Source organism: Streptomyces sp. NPDC015171 (assembly GCF_043079545.1).
In the GTDB taxonomy this organism is placed as follows: Bacteria; Actinomycetota; Actinomycetes; order Streptomycetales; family Streptomycetaceae; genus Streptomyces.
In genome coordinates, this window is the sequence record NZ_JBIBUO010000004.1 from 295518 (window position 1) to 311467 (window position 15950).

Annotated in this window: 14 protein-coding genes; 8 read left to right on the plus strand and 6 right to left on the minus strand. The window is 72.7% G+C overall.

Annotated elements, in window-relative coordinates:
* Nucleotides 1–7 precede the first annotated feature (7 nt).
* Nucleotides 8–1585, minus strand: coding sequence for a hypothetical protein (locus tag ACF073_RS13485; protein ID WP_392069410.1), 1578 nt, complete (start codon nucleotides 1583–1585; stop codon nucleotides 8–10).
* Nucleotides 1586–1717: 132 nt separating this feature from the next.
* On the opposite strand from ACF073_RS13485, the gene ACF073_RS13490 reads away from it, so the two are divergent.
* From ACF073_RS13490 to ACF073_RS13500, 3 genes are all read left to right on the plus strand, one after another.
* Nucleotides 1718–2938, plus strand: a complete 1221-nt coding sequence (locus ACF073_RS13490) for an ROK family protein (protein ID WP_392069412.1) — start codon at nucleotides 1718–1720, stop codon at nucleotides 2936–2938.
* A gap of 407 nt (nucleotides 2939–3345) precedes the next feature.
* Nucleotides 3346–6066 (plus strand): pyruvate, phosphate dikinase, encoded by a 2721-nt coding sequence (ppdK, locus tag ACF073_RS13495; RefSeq protein WP_392069413.1) that lies wholly within the window; start codon nucleotides 3346–3348, stop codon nucleotides 6064–6066.
* Nucleotides 6067–6270: 204 nt separating this feature from the next.
* Nucleotides 6271–6819, plus strand: coding sequence for a GNAT family N-acetyltransferase (locus tag ACF073_RS13500; protein ID WP_392069415.1), 549 nt, complete (start codon nucleotides 6271–6273; stop codon nucleotides 6817–6819).
* An 88-nt stretch (nucleotides 6820–6907) separates the two neighbouring features.
* Here the strand turns inward: ACF073_RS13500 and ACF073_RS13505 are convergent, their stop codons facing one another.
* On the minus strand, nucleotides 6908–7696 hold the full coding sequence (locus ACF073_RS13505; RefSeq protein WP_392069985.1) for a hypothetical protein: 789 nt from the start codon (nucleotides 7694–7696) through the stop codon (nucleotides 6908–6910).
* Nucleotides 7697–7808: 112 nt separating this feature from the next.
* On the opposite strand from ACF073_RS13505, the gene ACF073_RS13510 reads away from it, so the two are divergent.
* Nucleotides 7809–8477 (plus strand): TetR/AcrR family transcriptional regulator, encoded by a 669-nt coding sequence (locus ACF073_RS13510; RefSeq protein ID WP_392069416.1) that lies wholly within the window; start codon nucleotides 7809–7811, stop codon nucleotides 8475–8477.
* A 74-nt stretch (nucleotides 8478–8551) separates the two neighbouring features.
* Here the strand turns inward: ACF073_RS13510 and ACF073_RS13515 are convergent, their stop codons facing one another.
* Nucleotides 8552–9103: a DUF4232 domain-containing protein gene (locus ACF073_RS13515; protein ID WP_392069418.1), complete on the minus strand. Its 552-nt coding sequence runs from the start codon at nucleotides 9101–9103 to the stop codon at nucleotides 8552–8554.
* A gap of 201 nt (nucleotides 9104–9304) precedes the next feature.
* On the opposite strand from ACF073_RS13515, the gene ACF073_RS13520 reads away from it, so the two are divergent.
* Genes ACF073_RS13520 through ACF073_RS13530 form a run of 3 tightly spaced genes read left to right on the plus strand, consistent with a single transcriptional unit; the run spans nucleotide 9305 to nucleotide 12308 of the window.
* Entirely contained in the window at nucleotides 9305–10570 is a 1266-nt protein-coding gene (locus tag ACF073_RS13520) for an ABC transporter substrate-binding protein (RefSeq protein ID WP_392069420.1), read from the plus strand.
* Nucleotides 10567–11469 (plus strand): carbohydrate ABC transporter permease, encoded by a 903-nt coding sequence (locus tag ACF073_RS13525; RefSeq protein WP_392069422.1) that lies wholly within the window; start codon nucleotides 10567–10569, stop codon nucleotides 11467–11469. The genes ACF073_RS13520 and ACF073_RS13525 overlap by 4 nt, the downstream gene beginning before the upstream one ends.
* Before the next feature lie 5 nt (nucleotides 11470–11474).
* Entirely contained in the window at nucleotides 11475–12308 is an 834-nt protein-coding gene (locus ACF073_RS13530) for a carbohydrate ABC transporter permease (RefSeq protein WP_392069987.1), read from the plus strand.
* Between the two features lie 47 nt (nucleotides 12309–12355).
* Here ACF073_RS13530 and ACF073_RS13535 read toward each other — a convergent pair whose 3' ends face one another.
* Nucleotides 12356–13123 (minus strand): SDR family NAD(P)-dependent oxidoreductase, encoded by a 768-nt coding sequence (locus ACF073_RS13535; RefSeq protein ID WP_392069424.1) that lies wholly within the window; start codon nucleotides 13121–13123, stop codon nucleotides 12356–12358.
* 80 nt (nucleotides 13124–13203) lie between these two features.
* Nucleotides 13204–13788 carry a TetR/AcrR family transcriptional regulator gene (locus ACF073_RS13540; protein WP_392069426.1) on the minus strand — a complete coding sequence of 195 codons (585 nt, stop codon included), beginning with the start codon at nucleotides 13786–13788 and terminating at the stop codon, nucleotides 13204–13206.
* Between the two features lie 105 nt (nucleotides 13789–13893).
* Between ACF073_RS13540 and ACF073_RS13545 the strand changes: the two genes are divergently transcribed.
* The gene (locus tag ACF073_RS13545; protein WP_392069428.1) at nucleotides 13894–14877 is read left to right on the plus strand and encodes an NADPH:quinone reductase; all 984 of its coding nucleotides are present in this window, start codon (nucleotides 13894–13896) and stop codon (nucleotides 14875–14877) included.
* Nucleotides 14878–14996: 119 nt separating this feature from the next.
* On the opposite strand, the gene ACF073_RS13550 is transcribed toward ACF073_RS13545, so the two are convergent.
* Nucleotides 14997–15884, minus strand: coding sequence for an NAD(P)-dependent oxidoreductase (locus tag ACF073_RS13550; RefSeq protein WP_392069430.1), 888 nt, complete (start codon nucleotides 15882–15884; stop codon nucleotides 14997–14999).
* Between the last annotated feature and the right edge of the window lie 66 nt (nucleotides 15885–15950).

Consider the following 15950-nt stretch of genomic DNA (forward strand, 5'->3'; position numbering starts at 1 on the left):
CCCCTCCTCAGTCACTCTTGCCGAACGTGCCGGTGTCCGCGAGGGACACTACCTTTTGTACGTTCTTGTCCAGCTTTTGACGATCGTGCGGCGCATCCCCCCGGTGCCACAGATCGAGCGCGAGCGCCGCCGTCCAGCCGAAGCCGGCCGCGCCGCACGCCTCGCCCGTGTACGGATCGACGTACTCGGCGAAGTCGGTGGCGTCGGCCAGGTCCAGCACCGCCGCGCGCAGGGCGTCGGCCGCCGCCGGCTCGCCGTGCGTGCGCAGTCCGCGCTCCAGCAGCCAGCTCGTGTTGAACCAGGCCGGGCCGCGCCAGTAGCGGTGCGGGTCGAATGCCTCGCCGAGCAGGTCGTAGCTCGGCACGAGGCGGGTGCGGTCGCCGAGCGAGAAGTGCGGCCCGCGCAGCGTGCGCACGAGGGCGGCGGCGATCTCGCGGGGGAGTCCGGGCAGCAGCAGCGGGATCAGCCCGCAGACGCCGCGCTCGGGGAGGAGGGCCTCGCCGCCGCGCAGGTCCCGGCAGCGGAACAGGCCGGCCTCCGGGTCCCACAGCCGCGCCACCAGCGCCGCCGTCAGCCGCCCGGCACGGGCCCGCCGGGCGGCGCCGGCCGCGCCCAGCTCCTCGGCGATCCGGGCGAGGGCGTGCTCGGAGGCGATGAGGAGGGCGTTGAACGCCGGATCCTCCACGGCGAACTCCCCGCCACCGGCCTGCCCGCCACCGGCCTGCCCGCCATCGGCCTCCCCCGCCCGCCGTCCGCCGTCCCGCCGGCCGCCGTCCCGGTATCCGCCGTCCCGGTAGTCGGCGGCCAGCCGCACGTACCGCCCGTAGTCCAGATCCGTCGGCCGGTCCTCGGGCGCCCCGTGGTCGAGGTCGGCGCGGCGGAAGGAGCGGGCCGGAGCCGGGGTGATCCGGGCGAGCGGGGCGTCCCAGCAGGGGCTGTTGTCCATGCCCTGCTCCCACGGGTGGACCACGGAGACCAGACCGGCGCCGCCCAGGTCCCGTCGGTGCAGCAGATAGCGGTGCCAGGCGGCCAGCCGCGGGTACACCCGGGCCAGGAAGCCGCGGGCCCGGGACAGCACGGGGTCGGCCCGGTGCACCAGCAGGGCCGCCAGCGCGTGCACCGGCGGCTGCACGATGCCCGATGTCTGTACGGTGCGCGGGGCGCCCGCGGCGCGTCCCGCGGTGGCGGAGCGCCAGAAGTCGGGGCTCGGGAAGTACGCGTCGAGCGGTACGGAGGGGTTGAAGACGATGTGCGGGACGCGGCCGTCGCCCCACTGGGCCGAGAGCAGCGTCTCCAGCTCCGTCTGGGCCCGCAGCGGCGAGACGTGCCGCAGCCCGACGGCGATGAACGCGGAGTCCCAGGACCACTGGTGCGGATACAGGTTCCGGGACGGCACCGTCGAGGCCCCCGTCCAGTTCGCCTCCAGCACCCGGGCCGCTCTGACGTGCAGGGATGCCGGGGCCGTCGCAGGGGCCGCGAGGGCGGACGAGGACGCGGCCGAAGGGGGGGCCGGGGGTGCGGCGGGCGGATCGTATGCGATCTCGTACTCCCTGGGACGGGCAGTGAGCTGGGCGGTGCGATCCACTCGGGGCTCCCCGAAGACGTCCGGCCGACCGGTTCCGGCGGCGGGTTTGGCTGCGGCCACCATAGGGTTACGTCTATTTAACACACAAAACCCAATATGTAATGCAAGCTTGAGAAACACAAGGGGGTGAGCATGACCGGACGTCCGGGAAGAACCGGCAGGGGCGGAAGCCAGGCGGGAGCCGGCGATCTGCTCGAACTCGTGCGCAACGGGAGGGCCGTGACACGCGGCGCGCTCCAGCAGGCCACCGGGCTGTCCCGGGCCACCGTCGGCCAGCGCCTCGACCGGCTGTTCCGGGCCGGCTGGCTGCGCGAGGGCGCCGGCGGCCCCGTCGACTCACCGCTGGGCGGCCGCCCCTCCATCACCCTGGAGTTCGACGGCTCCCACGCGGTGGTCCTCGCCGCCGACCTGGACACCCGGCACGCCCGCGCCGCCGTCCTCTCGCTGACCGGCGAGCTCCTCGCCGAGACGGCCGGCACGCTGGTGATCGAGGACGGCCCGGAGACCGTACTCGGCGAGCTGGCCAGCTGGTTCGCCGAGCTGCTGGCCGAGGCCGGGCACCGGGCCGACGAGGTGTGCGGGATCGGGCTCGCGGTGCCGGGCCCGGTGGACACCGGGACGGGGCGGGTGGTCCAGCCGCCGATCATGCCGGGCTGGGACGGCTACGACATACGGGGCCGGCTGTCGCGCGCCTTCACCGAGCGCACCGGCGCCGGCGCCGTCCCGGTCCTGGTCGACAACGACGCCAACCTCATGGCCTACGGCGAACAGCGCACCGGCCACCCCGACTGCACCGCCTTCGTGCTGGTCAAGGTGTCCACCGGCATCGGCGCCGGGGTCGTCGTGGACGGCTCGATCTACCGGGGCGTCGACGGCGGCGCGGGCGACATCGGGCACATCAGGGTGGACGCCGACGCGCTGTGCCGGTGCGGCTCGTACGGCTGCCTCGCGGCGGTGGCGAGCGGCGGTGCCGTGGCCAGGCGGCTGGCCGCCGCCGGGGTGCCGGCCTCCTCCGGCTCGGACGTACGGGATCTGCTGGCCGCCGGGCACCCGGAGGCCGCCGCGCTGGCCCGGGAGGCCGGGCGCCGGGTCGGGGACGTGCTGGCCACGGTCGTGACCCTGCTCAACCCGGGGGTGCTGATGATCGCGGGGGACCTGGCCGGCACCCCCTTCCTGACCGGGCTGCGCGAGCTGCTCTACCAGCGGGCGCTGCCCCGCTCCACGGCCCACCTGGACGTCCTCACCTCGCGGCTCGGCGAGCGGGCCGGGCTGATCGGCGCCGGAGCGCTGGTGGTGGAGCACCTGTACGCGCCCGAGCGGGTGGAGGAACGGCTGCGCGCGCTGGGGGTGTGACGCGGGCGTTTCCGGCACATGAGAGCGGTCCGCATGGTGAAATCCGACGCGCTGTGGCAGCGTGATTCTCGCCACCCTTGATAAGGGTTGCGCTCAGATGAGCGGATCAAGCGCGACTGCACTTCTCCAAGGGGTGGCACCGAGTGCCACCCCTTGATCGTTCATCGATCGAAATCAGACGTGCATGAGTACCGCTCATATGAGCGAAATACCGCACCCTGGAAGGTCTGTGCGTTCAAGAAGTGAACACATAACTCGTTCAACCGTTGCCAAGCTTTGACTTTCGATCCGCTGGCGGACGGGTGGTTACAGGCGCATGACGCGTAAGTAGACATACCCAGAGACCTTCGATCTGGGTATGTTCCTGGCCGTCAGGGCAGCACCGTGGCCTCAAGGAGTCGAGACCCGTGTCGGAAAACAAAGAACCCCACGTAGCGAAGTTCGTTTACGACTTCACCGAGGGCAACAAGGACCTCAAGGACCTCCTGGGTGGCAAGGGTGCCAACCTCGCCGAGATGACCAACCTCGGCCTGCCGGTCCCTCCCGGCTTCACGATCACCACGGAGGCCTGCAAGGTCTACCTGGAGAGCGGCGAGGAGCCCGCGGCACTGCGTGACGAGGTGAGTGCACACCTCGACGCACTCGAGCAGAAGATGGGCAAGAAGCTCGGCCAGGCCGACGACCCGCTGCTGGTCTCCGTCCGCTCCGGCGCCAAGTTCTCCATGCCCGGCATGATGGACACCGTCCTGAACATCGGCCTCTCCGACAAGTCGGTGCAGGGCCTGGCCAAGCAGGCCGGCGACGACCGCTTCGCCTGGGACTCCTACCGCCGCCTCATCCAGATGTTCGGCAAGACCGTCCTCGGCGTCGACGGCGAGCTGTTCGAGGACGCCCTGGAGGCCGCCAAGACGGCCAAGAAGGTCACGGTCGACACCGACCTGGAGGCCGCGGACCTGAAGAAGCTGGTCACCGCCTTCAAGAAGATCGTCAAGAAGGAGGCCGGCCGGGAGTTCCCGCAGGACCCGCGGGAGCAGATGGACCTCGCCATCAAGGCGGTCTTCGACTCCTGGAACGGCGACCGGGCCAAGCTGTACCGCCGCCAGGAGCGCATCCCCGGCGACCTGGGCACGGCCGTCAACGTCTGCTCGATGGTCTTCGGCAACCTGGGCCCGGACTCCGGCACCGGCGTCGCCTTCACCCGCGACCCCGCCTCGGGCCACCAGGGCGTCTACGGCGACTACCTGCAGAACGCGCAGGGCGAGGACGTGGTCGCGGGCATCCGCAACACGGTCCCGCTCGCCGAGCTGGAGTCGATCGACAAGAAGTCGTACGACCAGCTGATGCAGATCATGGAGACCCTGGAGAACCACTACAAGGATCTCTGCGACATCGAGTTCACCATCGAGCGCGGCCAGCTCTGGATGCTGCAGACCCGCGTCGGCAAGCGCACCGCCGGCGCCGCCTTCCGCATCGCCACCCAGCTGGTCGACCAGGGCCTGATCGACGAGACCGAGGCGCTCCAGCGCGTCACCGGCGCCCAGCTGGCCCAGCTGATGTTCCCGCGCTTCGACGAGGAGGCCAGGACCGAGCAGGTCGGCCGGGGCATCGCGGCCTCGCCGGGCGCCGCGGTCGGCAAGGCGGTCTTCGACTCGTACACCGCCGTCAAGTGGTCCCGCTCGGGCGAGAAGGTGATCCTGGTCCGCCGGGAGACCAACCCCGACGACCTGGACGGCATGATCGCGGCCGAGGGCATCCTGACCTCGCGCGGCGGCAAGACCTCCCACGCGGCCGTCGTCGCCCGCGGCATGGGCAAGACCTGTGTCTGCGGAGCGGAGGAGCTGGAGGTCGACACCAAGCGCCGCCGTATGACGGTCCCCGGCGGACACGTCGTGGAGGAGGGCGACCTCATCTCCATCGACGGCTCGTCCGGCAAGGTCTACCTGGGCGAGGTCCCGGTGGTCCCCTCCCCGGTCGTGGAGTACTTCGAGGGCCGGATGCACCCCGGTGCCGACGACGCGGACGAGCTGGTCGAGGCGGTCCACCGCATGATGGCCTTCGCCGACCGCAAGCGCCGGCTGCGGGTGCGCGCCAACGCGGACAACGCCGAGGACGCGCTGCGCGCCCGCCGCTTCGGCGCCCAGGGCATCGGCCTGTGCCGTACGGAGCACATGTTCCTCGGCGACCGCCGTGAGCTGGTCGAGCGCCTGATCCTGGCGGACACGGAGGAGGAGCGCGAGGAGTCGCTGAAGGCCCTCCTCCCGCTCCAGAAGAAGGACTTCGTGGAGCTGTTCGAGGCGATGGACGGCCTGCCCGTCACGATCCGCCTCCTGGACCCGCCGCTGCACGAGTTCCTCCCGGACATCACGGAACTCTCGGTCCGGGTGGCCCTCGCGGAGTCCCGCCAGGAGCCGCACGAGAACGACCTGCGCCTGCTCCAGGCGGTGCACCGGCTGCACGAGCAGAACCCGATGCTGGGTCTGCGCGGCGTCCGCCTCGGCCTGGTCATCCCCGGTCTGTTCACCATGCAGGTCCGCGCGATCGCGGAGGCGGCGGCGGCCCGCAAGAGCGCCAAGGGCGACCCGCGCGCCGAGATCATGATCCCGCTCGTCGGCACGGTCCAGGAGCTGGAGATCGTCCGCGAGGAGGCGGACCAGGTCATCGCCGAGGTGGAGGCGGCGACCGGTACGCGGCTCAAGCTGGCGATCGGCACGATGATCGAACTCCCGCGGGCGGCCCTGACGGCCGGCCAGATCGCCGAGGCGGCGGAGTTCTTCTCCTTCGGCACGAACGACCTGACGCAGACGGTCTGGGGCTTCAGCCGCGACGACGTCGAGGCCTCCTTCTTCACGGCCTACCTGGAGAAGGGCATCTTCGGCGTCTCCCCGTTCGAGACGATCGACCGGGACGGCGTGGGCTCCCTGGTGAAGCTGGCCGCGGAGGCGGGCCGGCGCACCCGCCCCGACCTCAAGCTGGGTGTCTGCGGCGAGCACGGCGGCGACCCGGAGTCGGTCCACTTCTTCCACGAGGTCGGCCTGGACTACGTCTCCTGCTCCCCGTTCCGCATCCCGGTCGCCCGCCTGGAAGCGGGCCGCGCGGCCACGCAGTCGACGGGCAGCGACCACCGCTAGGCCCGTGACCCCGGAGCCGCCGACGGTCCCCGACCCTCACCGATCGACGACGGCTCCGGCGCACGAAAGAGAAGAGGCGGCGCCCTGTGCGGGGGCGCCGCCTCTTCGGGCACCGCCGCACAGGGCACCGCCGGAGACGGGCCGAGGACATCCGTGCCGGGACCGCCGGCCGGGAGCGGTTCCGTGCGCGATTACAGTGGCGCGATGTTCGAAGGAAGTTCGGTAAGACTGCGTGCGCTGCGCTCCGAAGACGCGGAGCACCATCTGCGGTGGCGCAACGACCCGGAAGTGGTGCGCTGGGCCGCGGCCGGCGATCCGTGTTTCGGGCCGGTCACAGCGGAGGCGATCAGGCTCGGCTTCGACACCATGCTGCGCCTGGCCCCGAAGGAGTCGGCCGTGTTCACGGTCGAGGAGCTGGCGGGCGGCAGGGTGATAGGCATGGCCGACTACCGGGACCTGGACCCGTACGCCTCCGTGGCCACGCTGGGAATCACCATCGGCGAGCGGGAGTTCTGGGGCCGCGGTCACGGCAGTGACGCCCTGCGGCTGCTCGTGGACCACCTGTTCGGCGCGTACCGCCTGAGCCGGCTGGAGCTGGACACCTGGAGCGGCAACGAGCGCGCCGTACGCGCCTTCACCAGGCTGGGCTTCCGTGAGGAAGGCCGCCGCCGGTCGGCGGTGCTGGTGGAGGGAGAGCGCTACGACCGCGTGCTCTTCGGGATGCTCCGCGAAGAGTGGGCGAACCCCGTCTGAGGGGCGACATCCTGCAACAGGCCGCACAGCCGCGCCGCCGGGGCGTCCGCTCCCGGCCGCGGCGCCCCGGTGCGGAGGCGGCCTGCGGCTAGCCGGTGCTGCGGGTGCGGCGGACGACGAGGCCGGTCAGTGAGGCGACCGTCGTGCGCGGCGGCTGCCGCAGGTCGCGGTCCGGGTGCAGGACGGTGCGGAACGCGGCCCAGGCCACCGCGCCGAGGGCGAAGCCGTAGCAGGAGACCAGCCCGTGCCCGTTCTCCTGCGCGAACCACATCGCCAGCCCGAGCACCGGCACGCCGAGCGCGAGCAGCCGGTTGTCGCGTACGGCCCTGCCGCGGCCCGCGCCCTGGCCGTCGGAGCTCTGCTCGGCCTCCCGGCCCGCCGCGCCGCCGCGCAGCAGCAGGGCCGCGGCCAGCGTCGCGCCCAGGAAGTAGGTCGCGCCGGAACTGCCCGCGAAGTTGCGGGGGTCGGTGCTGTGGGAGGTCTGGCCCCACAGCTTGTCGATCTGCTCCGGCAGCAGGATGCCGGCGGCGAACAGGGCGAGCGTCAGCGGCGCACCCCAGAACCAGTCGGCGAAGGCGGCGACGGCGGCAAGGGTGGCGATGTTCCAGGCCGCCCCGCCGAAGCCGCCGTTCTGCATGAAGACCGAGGTGACCACGCGCCACCCGCCGGACTTCGACGGGTCGGCGTCGAGCGCGCCCATCGCCCCCGACCAGCAGAGCTGGAGGGCCACCCCGGCGAGCGCGAGCCCGGTCAGGGCGACGGCCGCCCAGGGGATCCGCCGCCGGCCCAGGGTGTCCTGGCCGACCAGGGCCAGACCGCCCTTGAACATCAGCGCCATCAGTGCCGCCGTGGTCACGTTGAACAGCACGATGCCCATCGTCACCACCCCCCTCCGAGCCGTCCGCGATATTGCCGATCATGACCTTAGTGCGGCCGGGGGGATTTTCAAACAGTGTTTGAAAGCTGGTGCGACTCGCTAGACTCCCGCCGTGAAGCTCACCGCAGACCGGATCATCGACGCGGGGATGGCGGTCTTCGCCCGGACCGGCTACCACGGCTTCTCCGTGCGCCAGGTCGCGGACCGGCTCGGAGTGCACGCCGGCAGCCTCTACTACCACGTGCCCAGCAAGGCCGCGCTGCTCCAGCTGATGGCCGACCGGGTGGTCCGGCAGGCGTACGAGGCCGGCACCGCCGCCCTGGCCGGCCTGCCCGCGCAGGCGGGCTGGCAGGCCAGGGTCACCGCGCAGGCCGTCGCCCTGCGGCAGAGCATCCGGCAGCACCCCGGCGGGGCGATCATGCTCGCCGGCAGCCCGAAGACCCTCAGCCCCGGCGCGCTCTCGCTGATGGAGCGGCTCCTCGCCACCCTCGCCGAGGCCGGCGTGCCCCCGGAGCACCGAGGCACCGCCGCCGACACCGTGCTCAGCCACGTCACCGGCTACGTGCTCCAGGAGCAGAGCGAGCCGCCCGCGGTGCCGGTCGCCGCCGAGGACGCCGCCGCCCTCCACCGCGGCTTCCCCCGGACGGTGGCCGCCGCGGCCGCGTACGGGCCGGACGAGAAGTTCACCCGCGGCCTGGACCTGCTCTGCGCCGGCATCGGGACGCTGATCCGGCCGCCGTCCGAGGGCCCGCCGTCCACAGAACCGGACGGGCGGGGCTAGTCACCTGAGCCGGAGACGCGCCGGCGGCCGGCGGCGACCTCGGGATGTCGTCGGCGGACTCGGCCGGTGCTCTCTCAGATCGCCCCTTCCGTGTTCACCGGCCCCGTCCGGAACACCCCGGAGCACGTCTTCCAGGGGGCCGGGACCAGGATCGCGGTGCGCGAGGCCGGCGGGTAGACGCGCAGGTAGGCGCCGGTGCGCAGGCAGGGTCCGCCGACCGGGCCGTTGGTGGTGCGGACGACCGCCGAGGCCGAGTGGCCCGGGGCCAGGGTGACCGTGCCGTAGGAGGTGCCGCTGTGGGCGGCCGCCGGGCCGATCTGGTGGTGCGCGGTGTCCAGGGCGCTGACGCCCGGGTAGCCGCGCAGGGCGCAGCTGGTCGTGCTGGTGTTGGTGAACTGTATCGGCCAGTACAGGGATCCGGCCGCCCCTTCCTGGCGGCCCATGGAGAGGTACAGCTCGCTCGCCGCGCAGGTCCGCGGGGCGGCCTTCGTGTGCGCTGTCGTCGGGGTCGTGGCCCAGGCCGCTCCGGCGGCCGTCAGGCCCACGAGCGTCGCGGCGCACATGGTGGCCGCGCCGCGCCTGGTCGATGTACGCAGGATCCTCGGACCGTTCGGATGAGTGGACATGGCGAATCCGCCTCCATCAGGGCACATGGGTGGATGCAGGTCACTTGGTTGGATGCGCCGGGACCCGGAAAAGTTGTGTGAATTTCTCGTCGTTCCGCGCGCCCGGGGGATGCCACACCGCCGAAACTCGCCTTTCGTAATCCGCGCCTACGGTTGATCGTTGGGCCGTGCAGCGATGACCGACGTCAGGGGGCACAGACGATGACCATGAGCCGCAGGGCACTGCTGGCGGCGGGCGCGGGGGCCGGACTGCTCACCGCCTGCGGGTCGAACACCGGTCGGGGCGGTGACGGCGGCGGGGGCTCGGGGCCCGGCCTCTCGCACTGGTACCACCAGTACGGCGAGGCCGGCACCGAGCAGGCGGTCCAGCGGTACGCCCGCGCCTACCGCAAGGCGCGCGTCGAGGTGCAGTGGCGGCCGGGCAACTACGACCAGCAGACCGCCGCCGCGCTGCTGACCGACGCCGGGCCCGACGTCTTCGAGGTCAACGGCCCGACCCTGGACCAGATCCAGGGCGGCCAGGTGCTCGACCTGACCGAGCTGCTGGCGGGGGTGAAGGAGGACTTCAACCCGGCCGTGCTCGCACCCAAGACGTACGACGGCAAGGTGTGGGGCATTCCGCAGGTCATCGACATGCAGCTGCTCTACTACCGCAAAAGTCTGCTCGCGGACGCGGGCGTCGAGCCGCCCGCCACCCTGGACGCCCTGGTCGAAGCCGCCCGCGCGCTCACCGACGGCAAGGTCAAGGGGCTCTTCCTCGGCAACGACGGCGGCGCGGGCGTGCTCGGCGGAACTCCGCTGTACGCGGCCGGACTCCAGCTCGTCACCGATGACGGAAAGGCCGGCTTCGACGATCCCGCCGCCGCCCGCACCCTCGGCAAGCTGCACCGGCTCTACGCCGACAAGTCCCTGCTCCTGGGCGCCCCCTCCGACTGGTCCGACCCGGCGGCCTTCGTCCAGGGGCTCACCGCCATGCAGTGGTCCGGGCTGTGGGCGCTGCCGCAGGTCCAGAAGGAGCTGGGCGACGACTTCGGGGTGCTGCCCTTCCCGAGGGACGGCGACCACGGGCGGCCGTCCGTACCGGTCGGCGCCTACGGCGCCGCCGTCAGCGCCCGCGGCCGACACCAGGAGGCCGCCAAGGAGTACGTGAAGTGGCTGTGGGTGGAACGCACCGACTACCAGGCCGACTTCGCGCTGTCCTACGGCTTCCACATCCCCGCCCGGATCTCCCTCGCCCGGAAGGCCGCGAAGCTCAGGAAGGGAGCCGCGGCCGACGCCGTGCGGTTCGGCACCGACCACGGGTACAGCCAGCCGCTGCTGTGGACCCCGGCCGCGCAGACCGCCTATCAGGACGCGCTCAGCCGGATCATCAGGAGCGGGGCCGCCCCGGACAGCGAACTGCGGGGCGTCGTACGGAAGGTGTCGGCCGAACTCGACCGGGTGAGGCGGAAGAGGAAGACGCCGTGAGGCGCAACAGGGCCCTGTGGTTCTGGGTGTTCGTCGGGCCGTTCGCGCTCGGGCTCGCGCTGTTCACCTACGTCCCGCTGCTGTGGAGCGTGTGGCTCAGCTTCTTCGACGCGCACAACACCGTCACGCCCACCCACTTCGTCGGGCTGGGCAACTACACGGCGATGCTGCGCGACGACGCCTTCCGCGCCAGCCTGAAGACGTTCCTGCTCTTCACCGTCTTCATCGTGCCCGTCACCTACGTGTGCTCGCTCTCCCTCGCCCTGATGGTCAACCGGGTCCGGCGGGCCCGCGCCTTCTTCCGGTCCGTGTTCTTCCTGCCGGCCGCGTGCAGCTATGTCGTCGCGGCCCTCGTCTGGAAGATGTCCCTGTTCAACGGGGTGCGGTTCGGGCTGGCGAACACCGTCCTCGGCTGGTTCGGCGCCGACCCGGTCGCCTGGCTCGCCACCTCCGAACCGCCCTGGTACTGGCTGGTCATCGTGACCGTACGGCTCTGGCTCCAGGCCGGGTTCTACATGATCCTGTTCCTCGCCGGGCTCCAGCGGATCGACCCGGCGCTGTACGAGGCGGCGGCCGTGGACGGTGCCAGGCCCGGCTGGCCGGTGCTGCGGCACATCACGCTGCCCCAGCTGCGGGCCACCTCGGTCGCGGTGCTGCTGCTCCTCGTCGTCAACGCCTTCCAGGCCTTCGACGAGTTCTACAACCTGCTCTCCGACGCCAGGGGCTATCCGCCGTACGCCCGCCCGCCGCTGGTCTATCTCTACTACACCGCCCTCGGGCAGGGGCAGAACCTGGGGCTCGGCAGCGCGGGCGCGGTGATCCTCGCGCTGGTCATCGCCGTCGTCACGGTGGGGCAGGCGCGCTGGCTGCGGCTGGGAAGGACGGACGGCGATGGGTGAGAGCGATGGATGACGCCCTGGTGCGGGCCGGGCGGGCGCTCAGGCTGGTGCTGCTGATCGTGCTCGCCCTGCTCTTCCTGATCCCCTTCTACCTGCTCGTGCGCAACGGCCTGGCCGACGAGCGGGACATCACCTCGCCCGGCTGGACCTTCTTCCCCCGGGAGATCCGGTGGGACAACGTCCAGGAGCTGTTCGGCGATCCGTCCGTCCCGTTCGCCCGCTCGCTGCTCAACTCCGCGCTGATCGCCGTCGCGACGACGCTGGGCACCCTGCTGCTGGCCTCCCTCGCCGGCTACGGCCTGGCCCGCATCCCCTACCGGCACGCGAACAAGGTCTTCTACGGCATCCTGGGCACCCTGCTGGTCCCGGCGGCCGTCACCTTCGTGCCGAGCTTCGTGCTGGTGTCGTCGCTCGGCTGGATCTCCACGCTGCGCGGTCTGATCGTCCCGACCCTGTTCTCGGCGTTCGCCTGCTTCGTCTTCCGCCAGTACTTCCTCGGCTTCCCGCGGGAGCTGGAGGACGCGGCGCAGGTGGACGGGCTCGGGTACTGGCGCACGTACTGGCTCGTCGTGGTGCCCAACGCCCGTCCGGTGTTCGCGGCCGTCGGGACGATCGTGTTCCTCGGCGCGTGGAACTCCTTCCTGTGGCCGCTGGTGATCGGACAGGACCAGAGCGCCTGGACGGTGCAGGTGGCCCTGTCCTCGTTCACCACCGCCCAGGTCGTACGGCTGCACGAGCTGTTCCTCGCGGCGGCCGTGTCGGTCCTGCCGCTGCTGCTGGTGTTCCTGTGCTTCCAGCGGTGGATCGTGGCCGGGGTGGAGCGCTCCGGGATCGACTGAGCCCGGCAGGGGCCACGGCAGGGCGGGGCGGGGGCCGGTGTGCCGGCTCAGGCCGTGGAGCCGCCGTCGACGACCAGGTCGGCGCCGACCACGGAGGCCGCGTCGTCCGAGGCCAGGTACAGCACCGCGGCGGCCACCTCCTCGACGGTGGAGACCCGGCCGAGCGGCACCTCGGAGCGCATGCGCGTGGCCCGGCCGGCCTCGGTCTCGCCCTGCCCCAAGGACATGTCGGTGGCGGTGGCGCCGGGGCTGACGGCGTTGATGCGCACGCCGTCGGCGATGTGGTCCAGGGCGGCGCCGCGGGTGAGGACCGAGACGGCCGCCTTGCTCGCGGCGTAGCCGGCGGTGCCGGGCAGCCGGCTGTGGGTGCCGATCCGGGAGGAGATGTTGACGATGGCGCCGCCGTCCGGCTGGGTGCGCATCTGGGCGATCTCGGCCTTGAGGGCGAGGAAGACACCGGTGACATTGGTGTCGAGCATCCGGTGCCAGTCATCCTCGGCCAGGTCGCCCACGGCCCGGCCCCGCCCGGTGAGGACGCCGGCGTTGTTCACGGCCACGTCCAGGGAGCCGAACCGGTCGACGGCGGCGGCCACCAGGGCCCGCAGCTCCTCGGCGCGGGACACGTCGGCGGTGACGGCGAGCGCCTTGCCGCCCGCGCCCTCGATCAGCGCCACGGTCTCGTCGAGCGGCTCGCGCCGCCGGCCGGCGACGACGACCTGGGCGCCCTCCCGGGCGAGGGCGAGCGCCACCCCGCGGCCGATGCCGGAGCCGGCGCCGGTGACGAGAGCGGTCCGGCCGGAGAAGCGGTGCGTCATGAGGGATCCTTTTCTTGACTGATCGGTTCAGTTTGAGGGCCGAAAAACGGCCGCCGGTCGCCCGGTCCGGCGAGCGGTGCTCAGTCCAGCAGTGCCAGGGCCTGCTCCGCCGCGTCCCGGACCCGGGCCGGGTCCGTCGACGCCTTGCCGGCTACCCGCAGGCCCTGGAGCAGCACCAGCAGCATTCGCGCGAGGGCCAGCGGATCGCGGTCGGCGGGCAGCTCGCCCTGGGCCCGGGCCCGCACGAGGGCGGAGTGCAGCAGGGTCTCCATGGTGTCCCAGTTCTGCTCCACCCGGCGGGCGGCCTCCCGGTCGTGCGGGGCCAGCTCGACGGCCGTGTTGGTGACCAGGCAGCCCTGTTCCCGGGTGGCCTCGGCGGTGGCCTCGGCGGCGAACCGCCGGACCAGGGCGCGCACCGCGGGCAGCACGGGGCCGGGCTGGGACAGCTCCCGCGTCAGGCGCGGGTTCTGCGCCTGCCCGTACCGGTCGAGCGCCCGCAGGTACAGCTCGTGCTTGCTGCCGAACGTGGCGTACAGGCTCGCCCTGCCGATGCCGAGGTGCTCGACCAGGTCGGCCAGCGACGTCGCCTCGTAGCCGCGCCGCCAGAACAGGTCGATGGCCGACTGCAGTACGGCGTCCGGGTCGAATTCCTTGGTCCTGGCCATGCCGTAGAGCCTAGATATTCGAAACCGATCGGTCAAGAAAGATCGGCCGGGGTGGCGCGGATCCGCCCGCGCGCGTCCCGGCCGCCGGTGGCAGCATGAGGTGTCATGCGGGCCGCGTACATCGAGCAGCTGGGTCCCCCGGACGTCATCCGGTACGGCGAACTGCCCGCGCCCCTGGCCGGTCCCACCGACGTCCTGGTGGACGTGCTGGCCACCGCCGTGGACCCCGTGGACGCCTACGTACGGTCCGGGGTGTTCCGCACCCCCGTGGACTTCCCGTTCGTCATCGGCCGGGACCTGGTGGGCACGGTCGCCGGGACGGGTCCGGGCGCCGGCGGCTTCCGGGCGGGGGACCGGGTGTGGTGCAACAGCCTCGGGCACGGGGGGCGGCAGGGCGCCGCCGCAGAGCGGGCCGTCGTCGCCGCCGACCGGCTCTACCGGCTGCCCGAGGGCGTCGATCCGGACACCGCGGTGGCCGCGGTCCACCCCGCCGCCACCGCCCATCTCGCGCTGTTCGTCCACGGCCGCCTGCGCCTGGGCGAGACCGTGCTGGTCGCGGGCGCGGCGGGCAATGTCGGCAGCGCCCTGGTGGCCTTCGCGGCGCGGGCGGGCGCCCGGGTCCTCGCCACCGCCGGCGCCCGGGACGCCGGGTACTGCGCCGAGCTGGGCGCGGCCGAGGTGTTCGACTACCGGGACCCGGAGCTGGCCGGGACGATCCGCCGGGCGGCACCGGAGGGCGTCGACCTGTACCTGGACACGGCGGGCGTCAACGACCTGGAGACCACGCTCGGCCTGCTCGCCCGCCGCGGCCGGGTGGTGCTGCTGGCCGGTGCCGGCACCCGGCCGGTGCTGCCCGCGAGCGCTCTGTACATGAACGACCGCTCCGTCGTGGGGTTCGTCATCTCGCACGCGACGACGGTCGAACTCGCCGAGGCCGCCACCGCCGTGGGCGACCTGCTCGGGCGGGGCCTGCTGCGCCCCCGGCACATCGAGGTGCTCCCGCTGAGCGCCGCCGCCGAGACGCACGCGCGGATGGAACGGGGGGAGCTGCGGGGCCGCCGGGCCGTCCTGCGCACGGACCTGACCTGAGGGACCTGAGGTGGGGGACCCGACGTGAGGGACGGCCTTGAGCGGCGGCCTCGAGCGGCGGGGGTGGGGGCGCCACGGGCGGCAGGACCCGGGCGGGCGGGCCCGCCGCGGCGCGGCGGTCACCGGGTCCGCAGCAGCTCCACCAGGCCGGTGGTGTCCTCATCGCCGTGCCCGTCGGCCAGCCGGCGCCGCATCAGATCCAGGAACGGGGTCAGCAGTTCGGTGCTCACCCCCTGTTCCTCCGCCGTGCGCACCAGGGTGCCGCTGCCCGCGACCTGCATGGCCAGGTTGGACACCACGCCGGTGGTCAGGTCGCCGTCGGCCAGCCGCTCGGCCGCGCCGTGCGCCATGGACGCCATCGCCTCCAGCCACGGCACGAGCAGCGCCGCGAACTCCTTCGGCGCCACCTCCGCCTCGCGGACCAGCGCGAACGCGTGCGTGATCCCGGCGAACATGCCGTACATCCCGCTCAGCAGCGCCACATCGTGCAGCGCGGCGAGCCCGGGGTCCGCGCCGACGTACGCGGGGCCGGCCGGCACGGCCAGGACGTCCCGGTACTCCTCGAACAGGACGCGGTCGCCGCTGTAGAGGACAAAGGCGCCGGGCGTGCCGATCATCGGGGGTACAGCCATGATCCCGCCGTCCAGGAGGCGGGCGCCGCGCTCCTCGGCCCAGGCCGCGCGCGAGCGGGCGTCGGCGGGGGTGCCGGTGGTGAGGTTCACCAGGTCCCGGCCGGTGAGGTCGGCACCCGCGAGCGCCTCGCCCACCGAGGCGTCGTCCAGCAGGCAGACCACGACGAGCCGGTTCGCGGCCACCGCCGCCGCCGCGTCCGGGGCCGCCACCGCCCCCTCGGCCGTCAGCGCGGCGGTCCGCGCGGCCGTGCGGTTCCAGACGGTCAGCGGATGCCCGGCGGCGAGCCAGGCCCGCCCGAGCGCGGTGCCCATCGCACCGGTGCCGAGCAGGGTGAGGGGGATACGGGGAACGGAGGAAGAAGAGGTGTCGGTCATGGCGACTAGGCTCGCCCGGGGAACCGCCGGACAGAAGTACGCACTTCGATGTGGGTGGTTACCCGA